This window comes from Arthrobacter sp. K41, from assembly GCF_059089645.1.
The window spans coordinates 268,478-293,186 of sequence record NZ_JBNHEW010000002.1; the positions used below are offsets into that span (position 1 = coordinate 268,478).

Consider the following 24,709-nt stretch of genomic DNA (forward strand, 5'->3'; position numbering starts at 1 on the left):
CTTCTTACGTGACCCACTTCGACGATGACGACGTTCCCGCCTCCGCCGGATACCCGGCGGAGGGCGGCGCCCACCACTCCAAACACCTGAAGGTGGACCGGCCCCGGATCGAGGCCGCTGTCCGTGAGATCCTCCTGGCCATCGGGGAGGATCCGGACCGCGGCGGCCTGGTGGACACCCCTAAGCGGGTGGCCAAAGCCTACGCCGAGATGTTTGCCGGGCTGCACCACGACCCTGCAGACGTCCTGTCCACCACGTTTGACCTGGACCATGAGGAACTGGTCCTGGTCAAGGACATTCCCTTCTATTCCACCTGCGAGCACCACCTGGTGCCGTTCCACGGGGTGGCCCACGTGGGCTACATCCCCTCGCACGAAGGCAAGGTCACGGGGCTGAGCAAGCTCGCCAGGCTCGTGGACATATACGCCCGCCGTCCGCAGGTGCAGGAGCGCCTCACCACGGAAATCGTCGAAGCGCTGGTCGCCCACCTCAAACCCCGTGGCGCGATCGTCGTAGTTGAATGCGAACACATGTGCATGTCAATGCGCGGTATCCGCAAGCCCGGAGCGAAGACCGTCACCAGTGCGGTCCGCGGGCAGCTTCATGACCCGGCCACCCGCGCCGAAGCCATGAGCCTCATCCTCGGAAGGTAACCATCACCATGGATTCACTTGCTGCAGCGCCGGGAACCGGCCCGGCGACCTCTCCGCTGCCGGTCCTCCGGAAACCACGTCCGCTGGCGCGGTTCGAAGACCTGCCCACGGACCGCACCCTGGTCATGGGCATCGTCAATGTCACCCCGGACTCCTTCAGTGACGGCGGCCAGAACGCGACGGCGGACACTGCCATCGCCTCCGGACTGCGCATGTTCTACGCGGGAGCGGACATCATCGATGTCGGGGGAGAGTCCACCCGTCCCGGTGCTGAGGACGTCAGCCCGGAAGAAGAGCAGCAGCGCGTGATTCCCGTGATCGAGGCGCTGGTGAAGGCCGGTGCCCTGGTCAGCATCGATACCATCCACGCTTCCACTGCCGCTGCCGCCCTCGCAGCGGGAGCCGCCATCATCAACGACGTCTCAGGCCTCTCCATGGAACCGGAGATGGCTGAACTCGCAGCCGCCTCCAAAGCCCCCTACATCCTCACGCACCGCCGCGGCGACCCCCGCACCATGAACTCCCTCGCAGAGTACACGGATGTTGCCGGGGAGGTAGTGGCCGAACTGGCCGGAGTACGGGACAAGCTTTATGCCGCGGGTGTTGCCCAGGACCAGATCATCATCGATCCGGGGCTGGGGTTTGCCAAGAACGACGCCCAGAACTGGGAGCTCCTGCAAAACCTGGACCAGCTGGAAAGCCTGGGCCACAGGATTCTCGTGGGCGCCTCCCGCAAGCGGTTCCTTGGGACGCTGCTGACCGTGGCCGGCAAGTCCGCCGCGCCCCAGGAGCGGGACGCCGCCACCGCTGCGGTTACCGCCATCAGCGCGTCCCGGGGTGCCTGGGCCGTCCGCGTGCACGACGTCGGCTCCAGCCTCGACGCCGTCAAGGTGGCCGCGCGCATGGCCGCCCCAAGAACCACCCAGTAGGACCAGCCATGGACAGGATTACGCTGACCGGCGTCACCGCCGTCGGCCATCACGGTGTGTTTGATTTTGAGCGCCGCGAGGGCCAGCCTTTTGTTGTGGACGCGGTGCTCTATCTGGATTTCGCCCCGGCGGCGGAATCTGACGATGTCCGGGACACCGCCCACTACGGCGAGGTGGCTCAGCGTATTACTCAATGGATATCGGGGGAGCCACTGAACCTGATCGAGGCGCTGGCGGTCCGGATAGCGGAGAGCCTGCTCAGCGAATTCCGGCTCCAGGCCGTGGACGTCACGGTGCACAAACCGCAGGCCCCCATCGAGGTGCCTTTCGGTGACGTGTCCGTCAGCGTCCACCGTGCCCGGAACAACGGGGAGAAACCAGTCCAGGGGGAGGGACAATGAATCCGGGTTATTCCAAGGTGGTGCTGTCTCTGGGCAGCAACCTGGGCGAGCGCAACGAGACGCTGACCGAGGCGGTGGCAGACCTCGTCGACCCGCCCGAAATCCGCCTCCTCGCCGTGTCACCGATAGTACAGACAAAGCCGGTTGGCGGGCCGCCGGGCCAGCCCGACTTCCTGAACATGGTTATCACGGTCGAAACCAACCTTCCTCCGCAGGAACTGCTCGAACACTGCCAGGCCGTGGAAAACAAGCACCACCGCGTGCGGGAAGTGCGCTGGGGGCCGCGCACGCTCGACGTCGACATCATCACCTATGGCGAGCTGCGCAGCGATAATCCTGACCTCACCCTTCCCCACCCCCGCGCAGCTTCCCGGGCCTTCGTGCTTTATCCCTGGTCGCTCATCGAGCCGGGCGCCACGTTGAACGGCGAACGCGTCAGCACCCTGGCCGCGCGGGCGGAGGATTTTGCCGGGATTGCCCCCTTCGACGGCTTCGGCGACTTTGACGGACTGCCCACCGCGGGGGCGGTGGAGAAGCGATGAAACCCCTTAACCCGCTGCGCCTCCTGCTGATCGGATTCATCCTGGCCGTGGCGGGCTGGTCCGCCACCGTGGTGACCAGCCGTTATGGCATGGGCACTCCGGTCCTGCCGCTGACGGCGCTCGCCACCATGGCAGTCATCGTCGTCATCACTTTGGTCCTCGGCGTCAGGGTCCTGCGGTGGCGCAACAGCAACAAGCCCAACAGCACGCAAAAGAAGAGGATGCTCGATCCCCTCCTTGCAGCGCGCACATTGGTGCTGGCCCAGGCCTGCGCCTACGCCGGGACGGTCCTGCTCGGCTGGCACGTGGGAATTTTCCTGGACCAGTTGCGGATCTGGAGCCTGCGCAGCAACCAGGGCATCACATGGTTGGCCCTCGCCATGGCCGCCGGCGGGCTGGTCATGATCGTGGTGGGCCTGCTGGTTGAACGGTTCTGCAGGATTCCGCCGGAGGACGGCGATACGAACGGCGTAGACGGCAAGCCCGGCCGCGCGGTTCGCGGAGAAGCTGCCGCAGGAGAAGGCGAATATGCATACCGAGGCGATTGATCCGCCGGGAATTGTCTGGCAGCGGGTATCACCGAAGTACGTCACTGTCCGGCTGGTGCAGTGGGCGCTGGGGAACCTTATAACGGTGCTTGTCCTGTCCCTGCCCCTGCTGTTTGTCCTTTTGGATGTCTGGGCCTGGCCGCCGCTGTGGCTGGCCGCCTCCGTGCCTGCGGCGGCGTTGGTGCTCGCTGTCTGGCGGCTGGTGCTGATTCCGCGCCAGGTGCGGGCCATCGGATACGCCGAGCGTGACGACGATCTCCTGATCAGGACGGGTATTTTCTTCCAGCGCGCCATGGCTGTTCCGTACGGCCGCATGCAGTACGTGGACATCGCAGTGGGGCCCGTGGAACGCGGGCTGGGCCTGTGCACGCTTAAGCTGCACACGGCCTCACCCGGCACCAACGCCCAGATCCCCGGCCTACCCGCGGCCGAAGGTGCACGGCTGCGTGAGCAGCTCGCTGCCCGGGGCGAAGCCAGGCTGGCAGGACTGTGACGGCGGAGGGGCCGCGTCCGGAACTGGGGGACCCCGTTGCTGTCCCCGCTTCCGAAAATCCCGCGTCGCGGTCCACACAGGGCGCCGCGGGCGACGGCGAATGGCTGCGGGTGCACCCTGCGTCGCCTTTTGTCCGTGGCTGGGTAGCCCTGGCCGCCATTGGTTTCTTTTTCGGCCGGGACGTTTTCGAGCGGGCGCTGCAGGGCAGGCCCATCCTGGAAGACGAGTTCGCCGGCCGGGCGCCCATGCTGCTGGCCGGAGGCGGCGTGGTGCTGCTCATCGCGGTGCTGGGCTTCATCCTCACCTGGTATTTCACCAAGTACCAGGTCTCGGGAGGCTATGTCCGGGTCAACACCGGTTTCGTCTTCCGGCAGCAGCGCCAGGCCCGGCTGGACCGTGTGCAGGCCATCGACATCGTGCAGCCCCTCCTGGCCCGGATCTTCGGCCTGGCCGAGCTCAAGTTCGAGGTTGCAGATGCCGGAGAGTCCGCTGTCCGGCTGGCTTACCTGAAGATGGACGAGGCCCGGCAGCTCCGGGCCACCATCCTCGCCCGGGCAGCCGGAGTGACGCTGGATCCATCCCGCCCTGAGGAGCCGGCACCTGAGGCGCCGGAATTTCCGGTACTCTCCGTGCCGCCGTCGCGCCTTATCGGTTCCCTGCTGCTCAGCGAGCAGAGCATTTTTGTGGTGGTGGGCGCGGTGGGCTCAGTGGTCCTTTCCACCATCACCGGCAACGCGGCGTTCTACTTCTACCTGATCCCTGCCGCCCTTGGCCTCGCAGCCAGTTACTGGGGCCTGTTCAACAAGGGGTACAACTTTACTGCGGCCATTTCTCCTGATGGCATCCGGCTGCGGTACGGACTGCTTGATACGCAGGCCCAAACACTTCCGCCCGGCCGGATCCAGGCGTTGAAAGTAGCCCAGCCGCCGATGTGGCGGGCGCTGGGCTGGTACCGGATCCAGGTGAACGTCGCAGGATACGGCGCCGTTGAGGGAGCCGGCGAGGGCTCCGGTCGTACAACGCTCCTGCCAGTGGGCAGGCTCGAGGATGTGATGTCGATTCTCGCGCTGGTGCTTCCGGACCCCGGGACTCCGCAGCCGGGCGATGTTTTCGGTGCCGGGCTGCACGGGATGGATTCCGACGGCGGTTTTGTCACCACGCCGCGCAGGGCGCGTCTCCTGGCGCCACTGGGATGGCGGCGGAACGGATTTACCGCCACCGGCACCGCCCTGCTGATCCGCTCAGGCCGCTGGTGGCGCGATCTCGTGGTGGTGCCCCACCAGCGGACCCAATCGATGGCGTTGCACCAGGGCCCCGTGGCGCGCCGGTTCGGGGTGACTGACCTGGTCCTGCATACCACCGCCGGGCCGGTTGTGCCGCGGCTGCGGCAGGCAGGCGTTGAGCAGGCGCGGACACTCTTTGACGAACAGTCCGCCCGCGCCCGGCTGGCGCGGAAGCGGCAAACTACTGAACAGTGGCTGGCGCAGGTCGCCCCGGCGGTTGAGCCTGAACAACAGGAAGGCCAGCAGCATGGCTAAACCCGGACGCCTGGGCGTCGGAATCATCGGTGCCGGAAAGGTGGGTGCCGTGCTCGGTGCCGCCCTGCGCGCAGCTGAACACGCCGTCGTCGGCGTCTCGGCCGTTTCCGAAGCAAGCCGTGAACGGGCCGGGACACTGCTCCCCGGCGTGCCCATCCTGGAAGTCCAGGAGATCGTGGAGCGCTCAGAGCTGGTGCTCCTGGCAGTGCCCGACGACGCCCTGCCGGGCCTGGTTGAAGGACTGGCAAAACTGGGCGCCTGGCAGCCGGGCCAGCTGGTTGCGCACACATCAGGCCGGTTCGGGGTGGGGGTGCTGCATCCTGTTCGCGCCGCGGGGTCGGTTCCGCTGGCCCTGCATCCCGCTATGACGTTCACCGGCATGAGCCTGGACCTGACGCGCCTGCTGGACTGCACTTTCGGCGTGACCGCTGATGCTGCCATGCTGCCGATCGCGCAGGCGCTCGTGGTGGAGATGGGGGCCGAACCCGTCGTCATCGCCGAGGCGGACCGGACGCTGTACCACGCAGCCCTGGCCCACGGTTCCAACCACCTCGTAACCCTCGTTGCGCAGGCTTCCGAGCTGCTCAGTGCGGTCGGGGTGGAGGCGCCGGAACGCATGCTCGGCCCCCTGTTGAGGGCAACCCTCGAGAACGCGCTGGCCTCCGGGGAGTCCGCCCTTACCGGGCCCGTTGCCCGGGGAGACGTCGGAACGGTGAAAGCCCATGCGGAGGCACTGCGGGAGTTCGACGGCGGCGGGCAGGGCGATGTGCTGGCAGCTTACCTCGCGATGGCGCGCGCCACGGGCCTCCGCGCCGAGGGCCGCGGGCTGCTGAAACCAAGCCAGCTGGATGAACTGCGCAAGGCCCTGGAACCTGAGGAAGACTGAGAATGCCCATCAAGATCGTTACCACCGTTGCCGACCTGCACGCGGAGAGCGGCCGCCTGCTGACGCTCAGAGGCGGCACGTCCCAGGGACTCGTGCCCACCATGGGGGCACTGCATGAGGGGCATGCTGCCCTGGCCCGCACCGCCGTCGAACAGAATGACGTTGTGGTGGCCACCATCTTCGTCAACCCGCTGCAGTTCGGCGACGCGGCAGATCTTGACCGCTACCCCCGGACCCTGGACGCCGATGCTGCCTTCCTGGAAGAACAGGGCGTGGACCTGGTTTTTGCGCCCTCCGTGGACGAGGTGTACCCGGGCGGCGAGCCGCTGGTGCGCGTCACATCCGGGGTTCTTGGTGAAAAGTGGGAGGGTGCCTCACGGCCGGGTCACTTCGACGGCGCCCTGACGGTGGTGGCCAAGCTGCTGCACTATGGCATACCTGGGTCGGGCCTGCAGGATTCCGGGCAGGTGCAGGGTGGCCTGCCGGCGTACCGCGCCTACTTCGGCCAGAAGGACGCCCAGCAGCTTGCGCTGGTCCGGCGGATGGTGGCCGACCTGAACTTCCCGGTGGAAATCGTGGCCGTGCCCACCGTGCGCGCCGTGGACGGGCTGGCGCTCTCCAGCCGCAACCGCTTCCTCGACGAGGACGAACGCGAAGCCGCGCTGGTGCTGTCCCGCGCACTGCGGTTACTCAAGGAGAGGGCGAGATCCCGCGAACCCCTGGATTTGGAATCGGCGCAGGCGATGGTGGAGTCCCAGCCGCTCGTGGCGTTGGACTACTTGGAGGTGGTGGATCCGGACACGCTGGAGCCGCTGGCCGAAAACTGCCGCGAGACCCCTTTCCGCGGTGAAGCGCTGGCGTTGATTGCCGCCAAGGTGGGGCCGGTGCGGTTGATCGACAATATGCCCTTGAGCTCGTAGCTGCCAGCTCTTCTGGCCCAGAAAGTTTCCCTAAACCGGCAGATCCGGGTTGCATGCCAGCTGCTCCAGCAACGCCTGCTCCGGTTCGCCCGGGTGCCGGGCGACGCAGCGCCGCATCCTGGCCCTGGCCAGTTCTCCATCGGGTGCCTTGCTGTGGAGAACTTCGTCAATGATTTCCTGCGCCTGCCATCGAAGCGATTCAAGGGCGAGCCGACGAATTTCGGCGGGCGTATCGTTGGACATCCAGGGGTCCGGATCCGACGGCACGCTTTGGAATATCCGCTCCGCTGACATAGGGGCCTCCTTGCACCAATCCGAAGCGGCCCTTCCGGTGCCTCCGCGGCGTCTCAAGCACTGCGCTGGAAGCAACATTACAGCGGGTAAGACCGGTCTGTCTTCCCTGGCGGCGGTAAGCTGGAATTGCAATGAACCCAGAAGCGGAACTTCCACCGGCTGCGGTGGGTTTGGAACCTTCGGCCACGCCTTCCGCGGTGGCTCCTTCACCCCTGGTCACTGCCGCACCCGCACCTGAAACCGCTGCCAGCACGTCCGTTGCCAGGATCATGTCGGTGGCCTACGAGCTTTTCTCCCAGCGCGGCGTCCGTGACGTCGGCGTCAATGAGCTGATTGAACGATCCGGCGTGGCCAAGGCCACTTTCTACCGCCACTTCCCGTCCAAGGACTCCCTGGTCCTGGCCTTCCTTGAACAGCGGGACAAACAGTGGACCGTGGATGCAATACTCTCTGAGGCCCTTCGCCGGGGCCGCAATCCCGAGGAGCAGCTGCTGGCCATTTTTGACGTGTTCTCGGACTGGTTCAGGCGGGAGGACTTCGAGGGTTGTTCCTTCGCGAAAGTTCTGCTCGAGATGGGACCGGCCCATCCCCTGGGGCGGGCCAGCATCGAGTACCTCGCGAAAATTCATGGTCACATCCAGGGCGCAGGCGAAGAGGCGGGGCTGGTGCGCACCGGGGAGTTTGCCAGTTCGCTCCTGATCCTCATGAAAGGCTCCATTCTTCAGGCCATAGAGGGGGACGTGCAGGCCGCCGGGCGCGCCCGGCAGATGGCCGGCTGGCTGATTGAGCACCACCGGGGTTAGCCAGACAAAACTGCCTGCAAACACATTCTGCCCACGCAGCTCAGCACCTCACCCGGTTAAGTGGCCCGCAAGAGTGTCTTCGAAAAGGCTCCTATCGGTAGGCAGGAACTTGGGCGCTGGGAGGATGCAGGGGCTGGGGCGGCTTCACCGGGGCAGAGCCGGTCATCCCGGCACAAAGGTAGCCGTCTGGTCCGGTGGGATGCCACCCGTCGGGCCAGTGTGGTGGTTCCTGGTCGGGTTGTTCGCTTTTGTAGTGGCGGCCGGTGGGTGAGGTCCAGCCGGGTGGTTCGTTTCGGGTTGCTGGTGTGGGTGCCCATGGGGTGTTGTGTTTGAGGCGGTGGTGTTTGGGGCAGAGCTGGGCCAGGTTGTTGATTCCGGTGGTTCCGCCGTGGTGCCAGGCGAGCAGGTGGTCTGTTTCGTTGTCGAGGGTGTGGTTGTTGCAGCAGGGGAAGGTGCACTTACCGTCCCGCATCCGCAGCCAGCGCTTCACCGTTTCGGGGAGCCGGTAGCTTTTGCGGCCGATCTCCAGGGGCGCCCCATCCCTTGGGTCGACCAGGACCCGGTAGAAGGAGTGTGCCCCGTCCGCGACCAGTTGGCGTGCCATGGATGCCGGGATGGGGCCGTGGCCGTCGAGCATGGCGGGTTCGTCGGTGAGGCCTAGGAGCGCGAACACCGGGACGGTGACCAGCACCTCGGTCCGGGGGGTGGGCACTTCAGCGCTTGGCTGCCCTGACCCGCCGCCAACGGTTGGTGCCGCGTTCCCGGCGGGAACGGGTCCGGTTGGAAGGACCCGGGCGCCGGGTACCTGCGTGCCGGGTTCCTGTGTGCCGGGTTCGCGGGTGCGGAGTATCCGGTTGCAGAGGATGTCGGGGCGGAGTTGGGCCAGGGTGCGGGGTTCGTTGGGTCCTTGCAGGCTACGGGCGGTGGCTGTGATGTTGTTCCACAGTGCAGAGGCTTTGTCCGCGGGGAGGTAGGCGGAGATCCAGGCCATGCCGTCCCGGTCCGGGCTGTATTCGATCCGCCGGTCGGCGGCGCTTTTGTTGTGGCGTTTTTCGAGGGATTCGGGGTGGTGGCGTTCGCGCCAGGTCCGTACTTTGGCCCGGAACCGGGAGGGGATCAGGTCCCCGGCGGCCGCTCCGCGGGCGGGGTTGGGTGCGTCCGGGTCCAGGAAGTGCGCGGTCAGGGCGGTTCCGCCGGCGGGGCCCAGGGTCTCGGTTTCGTCGGCGATGATCCGGGCGTGTTGCCACGAGATGGTGCCGGAGGACAGGGCGTCCATGGCCAGCGGCAGGGTGCAGAGCTGACGGGACTGGGTGATGAGCGCTGCGGCTGCGGGGGAGCTGATGGTCAGGATGCCGGCGATTTCCTCGATCGCGGACATTTCGGCGTAGGTCCGTTCGTGCACGGGTGCTTCCGGCGGGGTCATCGCGTGTTGGAGGTCGAGGGCCTCGGCGGCGTCGCGGGCTTTCAGCCCGGCTATTTGTGCTTCGAGTTTCGACAGCAGCCCCAGCCGGTCCAGCCGGAGCTCGTAGGCGCGCTGCAACACATCGATTCCGCCGCCAACACGGCTGCCGGCAGAGGCACCGGCGGCGCCAGCGGTGAGGGCGGCATCCTTACGAAACAGCGCGTCCAGGACGGCCACGGAGGCATGAACACCCTTCATCGCTGCCGCTGTCCCCGCGCCGTTTTTCATACCGACATCATCCATCGAGGCACCGACAATTCCAGGCGGGATGCACAGTATGGCGACCGTGCATGAGCGGTCGATGGCTATCGTCCGGTTTCCGCCCGCCATGAAAAATACTCAGCTTGCTTATTACTTTTCGCTTTCCTAGGCTGGAAGCTGTCAGGCAAGCAACTCTCAAGGCGGCACATCCACGGCCTCATACAGGCGCCGGTGGCCCGCCTCAAGTGAGGAGGACGAATGTCAGAACACAGCATCGCCGGCAAGAAGGTCGCCTTTCTTTTGACTGACGGCGTCGAGCAGGTTGAGCTCACCAGTCCGTGGAATGCAGTGAAGAACGCCGGGGGTGAGCCCACGCTGGTTGCCTTGAAAAGCGGCAAGCTGCAGGGGTTCGAAGGCACCGAGAAAGGCGACACTTTCGACGTCGACCTGACGGTCGCAGAGGCAAACGCCTCGGACTTCGACGCGCTGGTGCTCCCGGGCGGCGTTATCAACGCAGACCACCTCCGCGTGGACAAGGACGCTCAGAGCTTCACCAGAAGCTTTTTCGAACAGCACAAGCCGGTGGCCTCCATCTGCCACGGACCGTGGCTGCTCATCGAAGCAGGCGTGGTGCGCGGACGGAACCTCACGTCCTACCACACGCTTCAGACGGATTTGAAGAATGCCGGCGCCAACTGGACCGATGAGGAAGTGGTGGTGGACCAGGGCCTGGTCACCAGCCGCAACCCCGATGACCTCCCGGCCTTCAACAGCAGCAAGCTGGTGGAGGAGATTTCGGAGGGCCAGCACGCCGGCCAAACGGCCTAAGCGGACTGGAGCGGCCGCCCCGGCCCATCCCTTTCCGACCCCCACTGTTCCCTCAGGGTTAAAGAAAAGTCCCGCGTGGAGGAATTACTCCAGGCGGTAGAGTGTTGGAATCTGCAGCGGCATTGACCGCGCACCTTTCACTTACACAACTCCCTGAGGGAACACGCATGTCTACCGAAGTCTCTCCGAACGCCAGCGGCCAGTCCGTTCAAGCTCCCGGAACCAAGCCCGCCGCACCGGAGAAGATGTCCCGCGAATCGGTGACTGTTATCAGCACGCTGCTGGTGGCGACGTTTGTGGTGATCCTCAACGAGACCATCATGAACGTTGCCCTGCAGCGGCTCATGGTGGAACTTCGGGTGGACGCGCCCACCGTCCAGTGGCTCTCCACCGGATTCATGCTCACCATGGCCGTGGTCATCCCGACCACAGGGTTCATCCTGCAGAGCCTGTCCACCCGCGCCGTGTTTATGCTGGCCATGGGGCTTTTCGCCGGCGGCACCGCACTGGCCGCCGTGGCCCCCGGATTCGAGATCCTGCTGCTGGCCCGCATCATCCAGGCCGGCGGCACCGCCATCATGCTTCCCCTGCTGATGACCACCATCCTTACGCTGGTCCCGCTGGCCAAGCGCGGCGCCGTGATGGGCAACGTCAGCATCGCCATTTCCGTAGCTCCCGCCATGGGCCCCACAGTGTCCGGACTCATCCTGGAGCACTTCACGTGGCGCTTTATGTTTGTGTTCGTCCTCCCGGTGGCCCTTGCAGCACTCGCCATCGGCGCCAAGTACCTCACCAACATCGGCGAGGCGGAAAAGACAAAGCTTGACGTGCTCTCCGTGGTCCTCACCGTCCCTGCATTCGGCGGCCTGGTCTACGGCCTGAGCCAGATCGGCGGCGGCCACGGCGGCCAGGCAGGACCGGGTGCCACCGCCATCACCGCGTTGGTCGTCGGCGTTGCCGGCCTCACGGCCTTTGTCCTTCGCCAGCTGCAGCTGCAGAAGGCCGAAGCCCCGCTGCTGGACCTGCGCGCCTTCAACTTCCGCATGTTCACCGTTTCTGTCCTGCTGATGGTGGTGGCCATGATGGCGCTGTTCGGCGGCGTCATCCTGCTGCCCCTCTACCTGCAGGAGATCCGCGGCCTGGGCTCCCTCGAGACCGGCCTGGCACTGCTTCCGGGCGGCCTGGCGATGGGTCTACTGGGGCCCGTCATCGGCCGGCTTTTCGACAAGGTGGGCCCGCTGCCGCTCACCGTCACCGGTTCCATACTGATGGTGGCGGCCCTCTGGCAGTTTTCAATGCTCGACGCCGGCACTTCCATCGCGTGGATCGTCACCCTGCACGTCGCGCTGAGTTTCGGACTGGCGCTGCTCTTCACCCCGGCGTTCACCACCGGCCTGAACCCGCTTCCGCCCCACCTGTACTCGCATGGTTCCGCGATCATGAGCACCACGCAGCAGGTGGCCGGCGCCGCGGGCACCGCACTGCTGGTGTCCATCTTCGCGGTCGTTTCCGCGGCGTCGGGCCTGGTTGCAGGGATGAGCGCCGCCTTCCTGACGGCAACCGTCATCGCTTTCGCCGCCGTCGTGCTTTCAGCGATGATGCGCAAGACCGACGGTGCCGGCGCGGGCCACGGTCCCGCACATTAACCGGCGCAGGCAGCGCGAAGTGCCGTTTCGAACGTTCAAATCGGCACTTTGCGCTATCTGGTTGGGTCAGCCGGCGTAAAAGTCAGCGAGCTCTCCGATGAGCTTGTCCGGGGCCTTGATGACGCCGTCGTGGCCATAGCCCGGCAGGATGGTGTAGCTGGAGCCGGAAAGGACGTCGTGGATCTGGCCGCAGGCCACCCCGAAGTAGGCCGGGCTCTTTTCGCCCACCACGATCAGCGTTTCCAGGGGCAGCTCCAGGAACGGCTCCGCCGGCATGTCCGCGGCGATGATGGCCTTGATTTCCCGGACACCGGTCCTCATCAGCTCGCGCTGCTGCTTGCCCTCTGACGTGCCGGCGGTGAGTTTGTTGGCCAGGGTCAGCATGGAGAGCGGCATGCGGGACGAGAAAGCGCCGCCTGCTTCGAGGCCGCGCTGGAGGACTGCCAGAGCGCGGTCATCATCCCCGGCAGCGGCGGCACGTTCGTACTCGGTGGTCCAGTCGGCCTTGACGCTGTGGTTCACGGAGACGGCGGGATCGTAGACGGCGAGCCGCTCCACCGGCAGCGTCCTGGCCGCATGGAGGGCAACGGCGCCGCCGAAGCTGTGCCCGAACACATCCGTGCTGGACGTGTGTTTCATCACCGTATCCAGATCGCGGATGTCCACGTCAAGGGTGTAATCCTCCGGCTGGGGCGAGGAGGATCCACGGCCCCGCCGGTTGAACGTGTGGACGGGGCGGCCCAGGGCAGCGCTGAGCTTCTGCGCAAACTTTGTGTAATCCGCAGCTGTCACCATGGAAGGGACCACAACTACTACGCCAGAGCCTGCGGAAGCATGTTCCGCGCCCGTGGAGAAGAGTTCCAGTGTGCCGCCGTCGGGGGTCCTGATGTTCTCACGCGTCATATGCCGAGCCTAGCCGAGCAACCTGGACGCAGGCACCTCGACCGCCAGCGGCCCAAGCACGTGCCGGCTGTCAGCCGAGGCGTTTGATAAGCGCTGCGCTGTGCTCGCGGATGACGGGCAGTCCGCTGCCAAGCCCGCAGAGGATGAGTCCGGCGTCTGCCGCCTGCAGCGGTGAGTCTGAAGTGGCCATTTTGTCTGCCCGGAGATTGATCAGGGATTCGACGAGGCGGAAGGCCAGATCGCCTGGACTGGCTCCTGAAGTTGCTGCCGGGCCTGCCGGGGAAAGTGCCGCTCCGAGTTCCCCGTACAGGTTGCGCAGCTCCTGCCGGTCCGCGAGGAAGCGCCCGAAGCGTGCGGTGCGGGCCTCGGGCAGGTGGTAAAGGACTCCGAGGTTCCACCGGGCACTGCACAGTTGCGTACCGTCATAAAGCGCGACGGCGTGGAGCCGGCTTCCGTCCGGGCCTTCAGTTGGCGGCACGGCCGCCACAGCGCGCGCGAACTTCAGTCCGCTCAATACCGTGCCCTCCAGCAGGTCCTCAAGGATGTCGTCCTTGGTTTTGAAGTGGTGATAGAGCGAGGACTGCCTGATTCCCACCGCGTCGGCAATGGATCGGGTGGAAGTGTTGGCAAAGCCCTGGGTGGTGAAAAGCTCGGCCGCAGCATCCAGGATTTCCTCACGGGCGGTGGCCCCGGGCCTGGAGGGCTGTTGGCTGCGGGGTCTCCCGGGTCCGGCTGAAGTCACGGCATCATTCTTGCACCCTCTTTCCCGGCCGCGCCCTCGGCCGCCCGCCCGGCCGCCCGCCCCGGCCGGCAGGTCCGTCCGCACCGCAGTTCCGCCGGTGAGGGGACGGAAATAAGGCCGAAACAAGATGTCTATGTGCCTTTTACAGAGGTGAAACGGTTTGGGGACATGCCGCTGGAAAACTGTCAATTGACCGGTATTCCGCAGCCTTCGGCCGAGTGCTGCACCGCCGGCAGGCTCCACCCCGACGCCGTTCCAGCCCCTGGAGAATCCGATGACTTCAACCGTTCTTCCCACCGTCCATGCGGACGATGCGGACCTGACGTCCCTTGGCTATGAGCCCACCCTGCACCGGAAACTCGGCCGCTACGCTTCCTTCGCGGCCGGCTTTTCCTTTGTGTCCATCCTCACCACCATTTTCCAGCTGTTCGCCTTCGGCTACTCCTTCGCGGGCCCGGCTTTCTTCTGGACCTGGCCGGTAGTGCTGGTGGGCCAACTGCTCGTTGCACTGAACTTCGCGGAACTCGCTGCCCGCTACCCGTTGTCAGGAGCGGTCTACCAGTGGGCGCGGCGGGTTGGGGGAGAGGGCGTGGGCTGGTTCGCCGGATGGTTCATGGCGATCGCCCAGGTGGTCACCGCTGCAGCCGCCGCCATCGCCCTGCAGGTGGTGCTGCCCCAGCTGTGGGACGGCTTCCAGGTGGTGGGCGGTGACCCGGCACTCAACACTGTCACCGGTGCCGCGAACGCCGTGATCCTGGGAACCGTGCTTCTGGTGGCCACCACCATCATCAACTCACTCGGCGTCAAGCTGATGTCGCACGTGAACTCCGTGGGAGTCACCTGCGAGATCGTGGGCGTTGTGGCCGTGATCCTTGCACTTCTCAGCGCCGCCCAGCGCGGGCCGGAAGTCGTGGCCGACACCACCGTGCTGCAGAATTCGGACCTCGGCGCGGTGGGCGCCTTCCTGGTCTCGGGTCTCATGGCCGCTTACGTCATGGTGGGCTTCAACTCCGCCGGCGAGCTTTCGGAAGAAACCAAGGACCCGCGCAGGACCGCGCCGCGGACCATCCTTTCCGCGCTGCTCATCTCCGGCGTCGGGGGCGCACTGATGATCATTACCGCCCTGATGGCCGCACCCAGCCTCGACGACGGCCGGCTCGCCACCGAAGGCCTGCCCTACGTCCTCACCGCAGTCCTGGGCACTTTCTGGGGCAAGGTACTGCTGGTGGATGTCGCCATCGCCATCTTCGTTTGCACCCTGGCCATCCAGACGGCCGGCTCACGCCTGGTGTTCTCGATGGCACGGGACGGGAAACTTCCCGCCTCGGCGCTGCTGTCCTCGGTGCACCCCATCCGCGGGACGCCCATGTGGCCGTCGATTGTTATCGGTGCCCTGGCAGTTGGCGTGCTGGCCATCAACGTCGGCAACGCAGCCCTCTTCACCACCCTCTGCAGCGTGTGCATTGTGATGGTCTACCTCGCCTACCTGCTGGTCACCGTGCCGCAGCTGATCAACCGGCTCCGGGGCGACTGGAACCGCGTTGGGCAGACCCTTCCGGCAGGACTCTTCTCACTCGGACGCTGGGGCCTGCCCGTCAACATCCTGGCCGTCCTGTACGGGGCCATGATGGTGGTCAACCTTGCCTGGCCCCGGCCCGAGGTCTACGACCCCTCGGGCGAAAACGGGCTGCTCCTCTACTCCGCGCCACTCATGGTCGCCCTGGTCCTGCTCCTGGGCCTCTGGGTCCGGCGCCGCAACCTGGCAGCCAATGCCTGAGCAGCTCACAACCTCCACAGCATTTCCCGGTATCAACCGAACGAACCAACACAGGATCGATATGACACAAGTAACGGAAAGTCCAGCAACAGCCGGCACCGCCACCACGGCGGGCGCCCGAGCCCACGCCAGGGAGCAGCACGGCCGGACCGCGGACACCATGCGGTTCGTGCCCGCCGCGTCCGCCCCCGCCCGGCTCACCGCCGGCCTGACGGAAGAAGCCATCGCGAACCTCACCTGGGCCGAATCCCTGGCTTTCGGCCACTACACCACCCTGAACCTGGTCCGCGGCACCAGGATCAGGCTTACGGACACCGCCGGGGACGCCTGTGTCCACACCCTCCTCTACCGTGCCGGGGTCCTGCACGAGCGGCTCAACATTGCGGACACCGTCAAGGTCCCCTGGCAGGCGTATCCGGGCGCAGGCCACCCGCTCCTTTCCGACGCCGGCCGCCTGATGGCCACGATCGTGGCCGATACCTCCTCCCGCCACGATGCCCTGACCGGGGCCACCACGCTGGAGGGCAACACTGCCCGCTACGGCGCCGGTACCGCCCACAGTGCGTCGCCCGCCGCCCGCGAACTCCTCACGCTCGGAGCCCTGAAAAGCGGGCTGGGGCCGCGTGACGTGGCGCCCTCGCTGTCCCTGTTCAAGGGAATCAACGTAGACCCAGCCGGCAGCATCACCTTCACCGGAAGCGCCGGGCCGGGGGCCGCCGTCGAACTTCTCCTCCAAATGGATTCGGTGCTGGTCCTCGCCAACACCGCCCATCCACTGGACCCGCGCGCAGGCTTCACTGGAACCGCCGCGGACATTGCTGCCTGGCACGCACCGCAGGACCTGGCAGCACTGGAGGCGGGCAGTCTCACCGGTGCACTGCCACCGGAGCACCTCCAGGCACTGCACAACACCGAACACGACCTGACCGCAAGGAACGCCCGATGAACACCGCCACCTACATCGATCCCATCACAGACCCCCGCGACATCGCGCTGGCACCCGGCGAAGTTGTCCTTGACCAGTTCGTCGAGGCCCGCGGCCCCTGGTCCGCCGTTGTGGCTGCCGGGGACGTGCTGACCATCGTGGACCTCGAAGGCAACCAGGCCGTGGACTGCCTGCTGTATGCCGCCGGCGATGCCGCCGTGCGCTACTCCGCCGCCGTCACGATCGCCCGGCAGCAGTCAATCATCCTCACTACCGGTTCCGTCCTGCGGGCAGAGACAGGAGCCGCCCTCATGACAGTGGTGGCAGACGAAGTAGGTGTGCACGACACCATTGGCGGCGCCTGCTCGCAGGAGGCCAACACCCTCCGCTACGGGCAGCACACCCGGGAACAGCATGCCTGCGTGGAGAACTTCCTGATCGAGGGCTCACGCTGGGACCTCGGAAAGCGGGACCTGGTGTCCAACATCAACTGGTTCATGAACGTGCCCGTGGACCCGGACGGGGCACTCGGGATTGTGGACGGCCTGTCCGCCCCCGGGAAGCGCGTGGCACTCAAGGCAGAGGTAGACACCCTGGTGCTCGTCTCCAACTGCCCGCAGATCAACAACCCGTGCAACGGCTTCAACCCCACCCCCGTCCGTATGATCGTCACCCGGCCGGAGGCTGACCAGTGAACACTTTCGACACTCTCCTGATTGCCAACCGCGGCGAGATCGCCTGCCGCATCATCGAGTCCGCCAAAAAGCTCGGCCTGCGCACCGTGGCCGTGTTCTCCGAAGCGGACCGGGGCGCCAAGCACGTCCGCCTGGCAGATGCAGCAGTACTCCTTGGACCGGCTCCGGCCAAGGAGTCCTACCTCCGGGTGGACGCACTCCTGCAAGCGGCCAAGTCCACCGGCGCGGGAGCCATCCACCCCGGCTACGGGTTCCTCTCCGAGGACGCGGGCTTCGCCGAGGCCGTGGAGGCAGCGGGGCTTGTTTTTGTAGGCCCCACTGCGGAGCAGTTGCGCATCTTCGGTACCAAGCACACAGCGCGCGACGCCGCCCGGGCAGCCGGGGTGCCAATGATCGCAGGGTCCGGGCTGCTTGAGGACGTAGACGCCGCCGTCGCTGCAGGCGCCGGAATTGGTTTCCCCCTGATGCTCAAAGCCACCGGCGGCGGCGGCGGCATTGGCATGACAGTCTGCCGCACCGAGGCAGAGCTTGTAGAAAGCTTCCCCCGCGTCGCCCGCCTGGCCGGCGCCAGCTTCGGCACTGCCGGTGTTTTCGCTGAACGGTACGTCGAGAACGCGCGCCACGTCGAGGTCCAAATCTTCGGGGACGGCGAAGGCCGGGTAGTCAGCCTCGGCGACCGGGACTGCTCCCTCCAGCGCCGCCACCAGAAGGTCCTCGAAGAGGCACCCGCACCGGACCTGCCGGAGGACCTGCGCGAAGAATTGCACCGCAGCTCCCGCGCACTCTGCGCCTCCCTGAACTACCGCTCCGCCGGGACCGTTGAGTTCGTCTACGACTCCGCCCGCCGCGAAGCCTCCTTCCTCGAAGTCAACGCCCGGCTCCAGGTGGAGCACCCTGTCACCGAGGCGGTCACCGGCGTGGACCTGGTGGAGTGGATGCTCCGACTGGCTCAGGGCGGAACGGACGCCGGAACGGTCCTTGCCGGGATTCCTGACAGCCTGCCGGTCACCGGCCACGCGGTGGAGGCGCGCGTCTACGCCGAGGACCCCGCCCGTGGGTTCCAGCCCAGCGCCGGTACCGTGACCAACGCCGTATACCCCGCAGATGTCCGTGTGGACGCCTGGGCCGAAACGGGAACTGAAGTTTCCACCAACTACGATCCCCTCCTGGGCAAAATCATCACCTCCGGCGCGGACCGTACCGAAGCCCTTGACCGCCTGGCCGCGGCGCTCGCCGGCACCCGGATCGACGGCATCGAGACCAACCTCGGAATGCTCCGCGCCGCCACCGGGCTCACGGAAGTCCGCTCGGTCCAGCACTCCACCAGCACCCTGGACAGCGTGGGCGATCCGGAGCCGCGCATCACAGTGGGCCGCCCGGGCCTGCAGACAACCGTGCAGGACTGGCCCGGCCGGACCGGCCTGTGGCAGATCGGGGTACCGCCCAGCGGACCCATGGACGACCTCTCCTTCCGGCTCGGAAACACCGCCCTTGGCAATCCCGAAGGCGCCCCCGGCCTGGAATTCACCATGACCGGCCCCAGCCTGACCTTCACCCACCCCACTACCCTCTGTGTCACCGGGGCCGAGGTAACAGTCACAGTCGACGGCACTACCGTGCCGGCCTGGGCGCCGGTCACTGTCCCTGCGGGAGGAACCCTCGACGTCGGCACTGCCGGCGGAAACGGGCTCCGCGGCTACATCCTGTTCCAGGGCGGCCTGGACATACCGCAGTACCTGGGCAGCGCCTCCACCTTTACCCTCGGCCAGTTCGGCGGCCACGCGGGGCGGGTCCTTCGCGCAGGGGATGTGCTGCGGGCAGTGCAGCCGGCTGCGGAAGCCCCAGACGCCGCGAAAGGTTCAGGCAGGAAAGCGATGACGGCGGCAGTCCCCTTGGACAGCCGGCCCGCCCTGACCTCAACGTGGGAACTAAGCGTTGTGGAAGGGCCGCACGGTGCTCCGGAATTCTTCCAGCGTGAGGACATCGAGGAGCTCTACGCCTCCGAGTATGAGGTCCACTTCAACTCTGCCCGCACCGGTGTCCGGCTCATTGGTCCCAAGCCGCGCTGGGCACGGACCGACGGCGGTGAGGCAGGGCTGCACCCCTCGAACATCCATGACACCGCCTACTCTGTTGGTGCCCTGGACTTTACCGGTGACACCCCCATCCTGCTCGGTCCCGACGGGCCCAGCCTGGGCGGCTTTGTCTGCCCGGTCACGGTGGTGACAGCGGACCGCTGGAAGCTCGGCCAGCTTCGGCCGGGGGACAAGGTCCGGTTCGTTCCCATCCCTGTCAGCCAGTCGCCGTCGGCCAGGGATCTTGGACCGGGCCGCCAGCTGGTGCTGCCCGGAGACGCCGGGTGGTCCGGCGGCATCCCTTCGGTTGCAGCCGGGTTGTCCTCTGCTGTCCGCACCGCACGGGGGGATGGCGACGACGGTGTGCTGGGCCGGGTGCCGCAGGGCGCCGGAAGGCCCGCGGTCACCTATCGCCGGTCGGGCGATGACAATCTCCTGGTGGAGTATGGCGAGATGGTGCTGGACCTGGGACTCCGTGCCAGGGTCCACGCCCTGCACCAGCACCTCGGGCAGCTCCGCGTACCGGGAATCGTGGACCTCACCCCGGGGATCCGTTCCCTTCAGATCAAGGTGGATCCCTCCGTTCTGTCCACCAGGCGCCTGCTGGATGTGGTCCAGGAGATCGAGGCCGCGCTCCCGGCAAGTTCGGAGCTGGTGGTTCCCAGCCGCACCGTCCGGCTGCCGTTGTCCTGGGACGACCCCGCCACCCGTGAAGCGATCGAACGCTACATGGCCGGTGTCCGTGACGACGCCCCGTGGTGCCCCTGGAACATCGAGTTCATCCGCCGGATCAACGGGCTGGAGTCGGTGAACGACGTATTCGATACAGTGTTCAACGCCGAATACCTGGTCTTGGGACTGGGCGACGTTTACCTTGGTGCTCCGGTGGCAACGCCGCTGGATCCGCGCCACCGGCTGGTCACCACCAAGTACAACCCGGCCCGCACCTGGACGCCGGAGAACGCGGTGGGCATCGGCGGGGCGTACATGTGCATCTACGGCATGGAAGGACCGGGCGGCTACCAGTTCGTTGGCCGCACCACGCAGGTCTGGTCCCGGTACGCGGATTCCGCCCCGTTCGAGGCCGGTTCGCCGTGGCTGCTCCGGTTCTTTGACCGGATCTCCTGGTACCCGGTCAGCCCGGAGGAACTCCTGGATCTCCGCGCGGATATGGCGGCCGGCAGGGGCCGCGGCGTGGAAATCGAGGACGGCACGTTCTCGCTCGCCGAGCACGAGGTGTTCCTCGAGGAAAACCGCGGGTCCATCGCGGCGTTCCGCGAGAAGCAGGGCGCGGCGTTCTCGGTGGAGCGCCAGGCCTGGGCGGACGCCGGAGAGTTTGACCGCGCGGACGCGCTGGCCGCTGTGGTCTCCCCGGTTGCGGACGAGGTGGCGGTGCCGGACGGCGGCTCCCTGGTCGCCGCGCCGTTCGCGGCCAGCGTCTGGAAGGTTGATGTCAAGGCAGGCGACCGGGTGGTCCAGGGCCAGCCGCTGGTATCCCTGGAGGCAATGAAGATGGAAACCGTGCTGGAAGCTCCCTGCGACGGCGTGGTGCTGCGGGTCCTGCCCGTCGCCGGTTCGCAGGTTGTGGCGGGCGAAGCAGTGGTAGTGCTGGGCGGCCCGGACGTGGACCTGGAAACCACAGCTCCGGGTGGCGGACTGGAAGCGCAGGACCTGGAGGAGTTGGCAGTATGAGCAACGGAACCGAAGGGGCGGCCACCAGGCGGGTCAGGGCTGCCCTCGCCGCCCTGGAAACCATCGACCGCCCGGAAATCTGGATCACCCTGCGCGGAGCGGACGAGCTGTTGGCCGAGGCCGCTGCCATTGATACGGCCGTTGCCGGTGGTGCGGATCTGCCGCTGGCCGGGCTCCTGCTCGCCGTCAAGAACAACGTGGACGTGGCAGGAATCCCGACGACGGCGGCGTGTCCCGGGTTCGCTTACCTCCCGGAAAAGGACGCCGAAGCCGTGGCACGGCTGCGTTCCGCCGGAGCCTTGGTACTCGGGGCCACCAACCTTGACCAGTTCGCGACAGGCCTTGTAGGCACCCGAAGCCCGCATGGGGCGGTCCGCGATTCCCGCCGTCCGGACTTCATTTCCGGTGGCTCAAGCTCCGGTTCCGCGGTCGCGGTGGCACTGGGCCTCGCGGACCTCGCCATCGGGACGGACACGGCCGGTTCCGGCAGGGTGCCCGCAGGGCTCCAGGGCATCGTAGGCATCAAGCCGACCCTGCACGTGGTGTCCACCGAAGGAGTGGTTCCGGCCTGCAAGTCCTGGGATGCCGTGACCATTTTTGCCCGCCACCTGTCCACCGCCGAGCTCGCCATGGGCGTAATGGCTGGTGGGGCAAGGGCCTGGCCGGCGGACATCAGGCTGGCCGCCCCGGAAAAGCCGCGCGTCGCCTACCCTGCCACCCTGCCGGCCCTGCCCGAAGCCTGGGTTGCCGAATTCCACCGGCACATTGACCGGCTGCAGGCGCTGGGCGTGGAAGTCGAACCTCTCGAATTCGATGTGTTCCTCGACGCTGCCAGGTTGTTGTACGACGGCGCCCTGGTCGCGGAGCGTTACGCCGCCATCGGGAATTTCCTCGACGCTGCAGACGGCCATGCGCAGACGCAGGCGGGCATCGACCCCACTGTAAAACGCATCATCCAGGCCGCCGGCCAGGTGCCGGCCCACCGCTACGTAACCGACACAGCAAAACTCGGAGACCTCAAGCGCCGGGCGATGTCTCGCCTTGAAGGCTTCGACGCCCTGCTGATTCCCACCGCACCCTTCCACCCCGCGCTGGCCGATGTTGCGGCGGACCCGGTAGGCGTCAATTCCCTGATGGGTACCTATACAAACTTCTGCAACCTGTTCGACCTGTGCGCTGTTGCCGTCCCGGCCGGCGAGGTGGACGGCGCACAATTCGGCCTGACGGTAGTGGGCCGCACCTTCGATGATGCTGTTGCTGCCGATATTGCACGCGCCCTGGAGGTCACCCCGGATCCTCCGGCCCTCTTTGCCGGCGGCGCGGCCCCCGCAGCTGGACATTTTTCCGGCCAGACGTCGTCGTCCGTTCCCTGGCCGGTGGCCGCGGGTGCCGTAGCTGTACCCCTCGTAGTAGTGGGTGCGCACCGCAAGGGCCAGCCGCTCGCGCCGCAACTGGAAGAACTCGGAGCCGCTTGGGACGGCCCGGTCCGGACCGCGGCCCGCTATCGGATGGTGTCCCTCGACACCGTGCCGCCAAAACCCGGGGTGTACCGCTCGGACGACGGCGGCGCAGAGCTTGCGGGTGAACGGTGGCTGGTGTCCGAAGCAGGGCTTGGGCGATTCCTGGCCGCACTCCCCGAACCCATGCTGCTCGGAGCGGTGGAACTGGCAGACGGTTCGAAGGCAGTCGGATTCGCCTGTGATGCTGTCGCAGCTGCGCAGGGAGAAGACATCACGCACTACGGCGACTGGCTGGCGGACCGGAATGAGCCCGCGGACCGCCGTGAGCAGCACGAGACCCGCAACGTGTGGCAAAACCTGGGGGAGGCTGCCCTCGCCGGGTTCAGCCGCGGCGAGCGGCGGTGATTCCGGCGGTCGGTGCCGCGGCTCCGCGGGCCGTGGCGCCGTCCGCCGGTGCGAAGCGGGGCGGGCCCAACTCCCGGTAAACTTGATGATTGTGACTTCCCAAAACACCCCCTCGCCCAAAAACGCCCCAGAGCCGCTTGATGCCAGTGAGCAGATGCGCATCCGCATGGAAAAGCGCGCGAAGCTGATTGAGCGCGGCGTTGAGGCGTACCCGGTGGGTGTGGAACGGACGCATTCTCTCGCGGAGGTCCGCGAAAAGTATGCCCACCTTGAGGCGGACGACACCACCGGCGACGTTGTAGGCGTCACCGGCCGCGTAGTGTTCGTGCGAAACACCGGAAAGCTGTGCTTCGCCACCCTCCAGGAAGGCGGCACCGACGGCAAGGGAACACGCCTGCAGGCCATGCTCAGCCTCGCCAATGTGGGGGAGGAAGCGCTGGCCGACTGGAAGGCGCTGGTGGACCTCGGTGACCACGTGTTCATCCGGGGTGAGGTCATCTCCTCCCGCCGCGGCGAGCTGTCCGTTATGGCCGAGTCCTGGTCCATGGCCTCCAAGGCGCTTCGTCCGCTGCCGGTACTCCACGCCGAGCTGAACGAGGAGACCCGCGTCCGCCAGCGCTACGTGGATTTGATGGTCCGCGACGAAGCCCGCGAAATGGTCTATACCCGTGCCGCCATCACGCGCTCCATCCGTGAGACGCTCTTCCGCCACAACTACGTGGAAGTCGAAACCCCCATTCTCCAGCTGGTCCACGGCGGCGCGCTCGCACGCCCGTTTGAGACCCACATGAACGCCTTCGACCAGAAGATGACCCTGCGCATCGCCACGGAGCTCTACCTCAAGCGGGCCGTGGTGGGCGGCATCGACCGCGTCTACGACATGGGGCGCGTATTCCGCAACGAGGGCGTGGACTCAACCCACAGCCCGGAGTTCACCACCCTGGAGTGCTATGAGGCATGGGCGGACCAGTTCGTTATGGCGCAGCGCATCAAGGAAATGATCCTCGATGCCGCGGACGCCGTGGGTGCCGGCCGCGTCCTGCAGACCGAAGCGGGGGAGATCAACCTCGACGGCGAATGGGCCTGGGTTTCCGTCTACCCCGGATTGTCCGACGCCGTTGGCCAGGAAGTCACCCCGGAGACGCCGCTGGAGGTGCTGCGCGCAATCGCCGACAAGCACGAGGTCAAGGTTGATCCCAAGTGGGACGCCGAGAAGCTGGCAGTGGAGCTCTTCGGCGAAATCGTGGAGCCCACCCTACTGAACCCCACCTTCGTCTACGACTACCCGCCCTCTGCCCAGCCGCTCGCCCGCCCGCACCGCGAGGACGGACGGCTGATCGAGGCCTGGGACCTCATTATCGGCGGCATGGAGCGCGGGACGGCCTTCTCCGAACTCATCGACCCCGTTATCCAGCGTGAACGGCTTACCGAGCAGTCCCGGCACGCAGCCGCCGGTGATGACGAGGCCATGCAGCTGGATGAGGATTTCCTGCGCGCACTCGAATACGGGGCGCCGCCAATGGGCGGTATCGGGCTTGGCATAGACCGGCTGGTAATGCTGTTCACCGGTGCCGGAATCCGCGAAACCATCCTCTTCCCGCTGCTGAAGCCGGAAGGGCACTGAGCATGGAGTATGTAGCTGTACTCCTGCCTTCGCTGGTAGTGGGCCTCCTCTTCTGGTTCGCCATGAAGGCGATCTTTAATGCGGACAAATCCGAACGCCAGGCGGAGGCACAGGCCCAGGCTGAAGCAGAGGAGCAGGCTGCCGGGCCTGCCGGCAGCCCTGGTCCGGAATCGAATAGATAAACCGCTCGACTTTCCGCTTATATCCCCAGGAACCAATTTACGCTTTGACGCGTTGCCATAAAAAGAGTCATACTTTCAGTGAAAC

23 protein-coding genes are annotated in these 24,709 nt (G+C 66.4%); 19 read left to right on the forward strand and 4 right to left on the reverse strand.

All coding sequences use genetic code 11. From position 1 onward, the window contains the following. Nucleotides 1–8: 8 nt before the first annotated feature. From folE to panC, 9 genes are read left to right on the forward strand one after another with little or no spacing between them, the layout of a single operon-like run. Nucleotides 9–653 (forward strand): GTP cyclohydrolase I FolE, encoded by a 645-nt coding sequence (gene folE, locus AC5RTE_RS05550; protein ID WP_494040404.1) that lies wholly within the window; start codon nt 9–11, stop codon nt 651–653. 8 nt (nt 654–661) lie between these two features. Continuing rightward, entirely contained in the window at nt 662–1,582 is a 921-nt protein-coding gene (folP, locus tag AC5RTE_RS05555; protein ID WP_494040405.1) for a dihydropteroate synthase, read from the forward strand. 8 nt (nt 1,583–1,590) lie between these two features. Beyond that, nucleotides 1,591–1,983 carry a dihydroneopterin aldolase gene (folB, locus tag AC5RTE_RS05560; RefSeq protein WP_494040406.1) on the forward strand — a complete coding sequence of 131 codons (393 nt, stop codon included), beginning with the start codon at nt 1,591–1,593 and terminating at the stop codon, nt 1,981–1,983. After that, complete coding sequence (folK, locus tag AC5RTE_RS05565; RefSeq protein WP_494040407.1) at nt 1,980–2,525, forward strand: 2-amino-4-hydroxy-6-hydroxymethyldihydropteridine diphosphokinase; 546 nt, start codon at nt 1,980–1,982, stop codon at nt 2,523–2,525. The genes folB and folK overlap by 4 nt, the downstream gene beginning before the upstream one ends. Then, a complete protein-coding gene (locus AC5RTE_RS05570; protein WP_494040408.1) occupies nt 2,522–3,073 on the forward strand; it encodes a DUF3180 domain-containing protein in 552 nt (183 codons plus the stop codon). The genes folK and AC5RTE_RS05570 overlap by 4 nt, the downstream gene beginning before the upstream one ends. Beyond that, complete coding sequence (locus AC5RTE_RS05575; protein WP_494040409.1) at nt 3,054–3,566, forward strand: PH domain-containing protein; 513 nt, start codon at nt 3,054–3,056, stop codon at nt 3,564–3,566. The genes AC5RTE_RS05570 and AC5RTE_RS05575 overlap by 20 nt, the downstream gene beginning before the upstream one ends. Continuing rightward, complete coding sequence (locus tag AC5RTE_RS05580; protein WP_494040410.1) at nt 3,563–5,104, forward strand: PH domain-containing protein; 1,542 nt, start codon at nt 3,563–3,565, stop codon at nt 5,102–5,104. Before AC5RTE_RS05575 ends, AC5RTE_RS05580 begins: the two co-directional genes overlap by 4 nt. Further along, nucleotides 5,097–5,990, forward strand: coding sequence for a Rossmann-like and DUF2520 domain-containing protein (locus AC5RTE_RS05585; protein WP_494040411.1), 894 nt, complete (start codon nt 5,097–5,099; stop codon nt 5,988–5,990). The genes AC5RTE_RS05580 and AC5RTE_RS05585 overlap by 8 nt, the downstream gene beginning before the upstream one ends. Before the next feature lie 2 nt (nt 5,991–5,992). Then, nucleotides 5,993–6,910: a pantoate--beta-alanine ligase gene (gene panC, locus AC5RTE_RS05590; RefSeq protein WP_494040412.1), complete on the forward strand. Its 918-nt coding sequence runs from the start codon at nt 5,993–5,995 to the stop codon at nt 6,908–6,910. 30 nt (nt 6,911–6,940) lie between these two features. Here the strand turns inward: panC and AC5RTE_RS05595 are convergent, their stop codons facing one another. Continuing rightward, nucleotides 6,941–7,204, reverse strand: coding sequence for a hypothetical protein (locus tag AC5RTE_RS05595; protein WP_494040413.1), 264 nt, complete (start codon nt 7,202–7,204; stop codon nt 6,941–6,943). Nucleotides 7,205–7,335: 131 nt separating this feature from the next. On the opposite strand from AC5RTE_RS05595, the gene AC5RTE_RS05600 reads away from it, so the two are divergent. Further along, on the forward strand, nt 7,336–8,007 hold the full coding sequence (locus tag AC5RTE_RS05600; RefSeq protein ID WP_494040414.1) for a TetR/AcrR family transcriptional regulator: 672 nt from the start codon (nt 7,336–7,338) through the stop codon (nt 8,005–8,007). A gap of 91 nt (nt 8,008–8,098) precedes the next feature. On the opposite strand, the gene AC5RTE_RS05605 is transcribed toward AC5RTE_RS05600, so the two are convergent. Further along, nucleotides 8,099–9,712: an HNH endonuclease signature motif containing protein gene (locus AC5RTE_RS05605; RefSeq protein WP_494040415.1), complete on the reverse strand. Its 1,614-nt coding sequence runs from the start codon at nt 9,710–9,712 to the stop codon at nt 8,099–8,101. 216 nt (nt 9,713–9,928) lie between these two features. Between AC5RTE_RS05605 and AC5RTE_RS05610 the strand changes: the two genes are divergently transcribed. Both AC5RTE_RS05610 and AC5RTE_RS05615 read left to right on the forward strand, forming a co-directional pair. After that, complete coding sequence (locus AC5RTE_RS05610; protein ID WP_494040416.1) at nt 9,929–10,498, forward strand: type 1 glutamine amidotransferase domain-containing protein; 570 nt, start codon at nt 9,929–9,931, stop codon at nt 10,496–10,498. Between the two features lie 167 nt (nt 10,499–10,665). Continuing rightward, complete coding sequence (locus tag AC5RTE_RS05615) at nt 10,666–12,144, forward strand: DHA2 family efflux MFS transporter permease subunit (RefSeq protein ID WP_494040417.1); 1,479 nt, start codon at nt 10,666–10,668, stop codon at nt 12,142–12,144. Nucleotides 12,145–12,210: 66 nt separating this feature from the next. On the opposite strand, the gene AC5RTE_RS05620 is transcribed toward AC5RTE_RS05615, so the two are convergent. Next, nucleotides 12,211–13,047: an alpha/beta fold hydrolase gene (locus tag AC5RTE_RS05620; RefSeq protein ID WP_494040418.1), complete on the reverse strand. Its 837-nt coding sequence runs from the start codon at nt 13,045–13,047 to the stop codon at nt 12,211–12,213. A 70-nt stretch (nt 13,048–13,117) separates the two neighbouring features. Continuing rightward, nucleotides 13,118–13,789, reverse strand: a complete 672-nt coding sequence (locus AC5RTE_RS05625) for a TetR/AcrR family transcriptional regulator (RefSeq protein WP_494040419.1) — start codon at nt 13,787–13,789, stop codon at nt 13,118–13,120. Between the two features lie 274 nt (nt 13,790–14,063). On the opposite strand from AC5RTE_RS05625, the gene AC5RTE_RS05630 reads away from it, so the two are divergent. The 7 genes from AC5RTE_RS05630 to AC5RTE_RS05660 all read left to right on the forward strand — a co-directional run bounded on the left by AC5RTE_RS05630 (nt 14,064) and on the right by AC5RTE_RS05660 (nt 24,624). Further along, nucleotides 14,064–15,566: an amino acid permease gene (locus AC5RTE_RS05630; RefSeq protein WP_494040420.1), complete on the forward strand. Its 1,503-nt coding sequence runs from the start codon at nt 14,064–14,066 to the stop codon at nt 15,564–15,566. A 61-nt stretch (nt 15,567–15,627) separates the two neighbouring features. Next, nucleotides 15,628–16,512 (forward strand): urea amidolyase associated protein UAAP1, encoded by an 885-nt coding sequence (locus AC5RTE_RS05635; protein WP_494040421.1) that lies wholly within the window; start codon nt 15,628–15,630, stop codon nt 16,510–16,512. After that, entirely contained in the window at nt 16,509–17,186 is a 678-nt protein-coding gene (locus AC5RTE_RS05640; protein WP_494040422.1) for an urea amidolyase associated protein UAAP2, read from the forward strand. The genes AC5RTE_RS05635 and AC5RTE_RS05640 overlap by 4 nt, the downstream gene beginning before the upstream one ends. Beyond that, nucleotides 17,183–20,953: an urea carboxylase gene (gene uca / locus AC5RTE_RS05645; protein ID WP_494040423.1), complete on the forward strand. Its 3,771-nt coding sequence runs from the start codon at nt 17,183–17,185 to the stop codon at nt 20,951–20,953. Before AC5RTE_RS05640 ends, uca begins: the two co-directional genes overlap by 4 nt. After that, complete coding sequence (gene atzF / locus AC5RTE_RS05650; RefSeq protein ID WP_494040424.1) at nt 20,950–22,818, forward strand: allophanate hydrolase; 1,869 nt, start codon at nt 20,950–20,952, stop codon at nt 22,816–22,818. Before uca ends, atzF begins: the two co-directional genes overlap by 4 nt. An 85-nt stretch (nt 22,819–22,903) precedes the next feature. Beyond that, nucleotides 22,904–24,442 (forward strand): lysine--tRNA ligase, encoded by a 1,539-nt coding sequence (lysS, locus tag AC5RTE_RS05655; RefSeq protein ID WP_494040425.1) that lies wholly within the window; start codon nt 22,904–22,906, stop codon nt 24,440–24,442. A 2-nt stretch (nt 24,443–24,444) separates the two neighbouring features. Further along, complete coding sequence (locus tag AC5RTE_RS05660; protein WP_494040426.1) at nt 24,445–24,624, forward strand: hypothetical protein; 180 nt, start codon at nt 24,445–24,447, stop codon at nt 24,622–24,624. The last annotated feature ends 85 nt before the right edge of the window (nt 24,625–24,709 follow it).

What these genes read in the sequence shown, in the direction of transcription:
- folP (WP_494040405.1), top strand. Translation starts at nt 662, where the DNA reads ATGGATTCACTTGCTGCAGCGCCGGGAACCGGCCCGGCGACCTCTCCG.
- folB (WP_494040406.1), top strand. Translation starts at nt 1,591, where the DNA reads ATGGACAGGATTACGCTGACCGGCGTCACCGCCGTCGGCCATCACGGT.
- folK (WP_494040407.1), top strand. Translation starts at nt 1,980, where the DNA reads ATGAATCCGGGTTATTCCAAGGTGGTGCTGTCTCTGGGCAGCAACCTG.
- AC5RTE_RS05570 (WP_494040408.1), top strand. Translation starts at nt 2,522, where the DNA reads ATGAAACCCCTTAACCCGCTGCGCCTCCTGCTGATCGGATTCATCCTG.
- AC5RTE_RS05575 (WP_494040409.1), top strand. Translation starts at nt 3,054, where the DNA reads ATGCATACCGAGGCGATTGATCCGCCGGGAATTGTCTGGCAGCGGGTA.
- AC5RTE_RS05585 (WP_494040411.1), top strand. Translation starts at nt 5,097, where the DNA reads ATGGCTAAACCCGGACGCCTGGGCGTCGGAATCATCGGTGCCGGAAAG.
- panC (WP_494040412.1), top strand. Translation starts at nt 5,993, where the DNA reads ATGCCCATCAAGATCGTTACCACCGTTGCCGACCTGCACGCGGAGAGC.
- AC5RTE_RS05595 (WP_494040413.1), bottom strand. Translation starts at nt 7,204, where the DNA reads ATGTCAGCGGAGCGGATATTCCAAAGCGTGCCGTCGGATCCGGACCCC.
- AC5RTE_RS05600 (WP_494040414.1), top strand. Translation starts at nt 7,336, where the DNA reads ATGAACCCAGAAGCGGAACTTCCACCGGCTGCGGTGGGTTTGGAACCT.
- AC5RTE_RS05605 (WP_494040415.1), bottom strand. Translation starts at nt 9,712, where the DNA reads ATGGATGATGTCGGTATGAAAAACGGCGCGGGGACAGCGGCAGCGATG.
- AC5RTE_RS05610 (WP_494040416.1), top strand. Translation starts at nt 9,929, where the DNA reads ATGTCAGAACACAGCATCGCCGGCAAGAAGGTCGCCTTTCTTTTGACT.
- AC5RTE_RS05615 (WP_494040417.1), top strand. Translation starts at nt 10,666, where the DNA reads ATGTCTACCGAAGTCTCTCCGAACGCCAGCGGCCAGTCCGTTCAAGCT.
- AC5RTE_RS05620 (WP_494040418.1), bottom strand. Translation starts at nt 13,047, where the DNA reads ATGACGCGTGAGAACATCAGGACCCCCGACGGCGGCACACTGGAACTC.
- AC5RTE_RS05630 (WP_494040420.1), top strand. Translation starts at nt 14,064, where the DNA reads ATGACTTCAACCGTTCTTCCCACCGTCCATGCGGACGATGCGGACCTG.
- AC5RTE_RS05635 (WP_494040421.1), top strand. Translation starts at nt 15,628, where the DNA reads ATGACACAAGTAACGGAAAGTCCAGCAACAGCCGGCACCGCCACCACG.
- AC5RTE_RS05640 (WP_494040422.1), top strand. Translation starts at nt 16,509, where the DNA reads ATGAACACCGCCACCTACATCGATCCCATCACAGACCCCCGCGACATC.
- atzF (WP_494040424.1), top strand. Translation starts at nt 20,950, where the DNA reads ATGAGCAACGGAACCGAAGGGGCGGCCACCAGGCGGGTCAGGGCTGCC.
- lysS (WP_494040425.1), top strand. Translation starts at nt 22,904, where the DNA reads ATGATTGTGACTTCCCAAAACACCCCCTCGCCCAAAAACGCCCCAGAG.
- AC5RTE_RS05660 (WP_494040426.1), top strand. Translation starts at nt 24,445, where the DNA reads ATGGAGTATGTAGCTGTACTCCTGCCTTCGCTGGTAGTGGGCCTCCTC.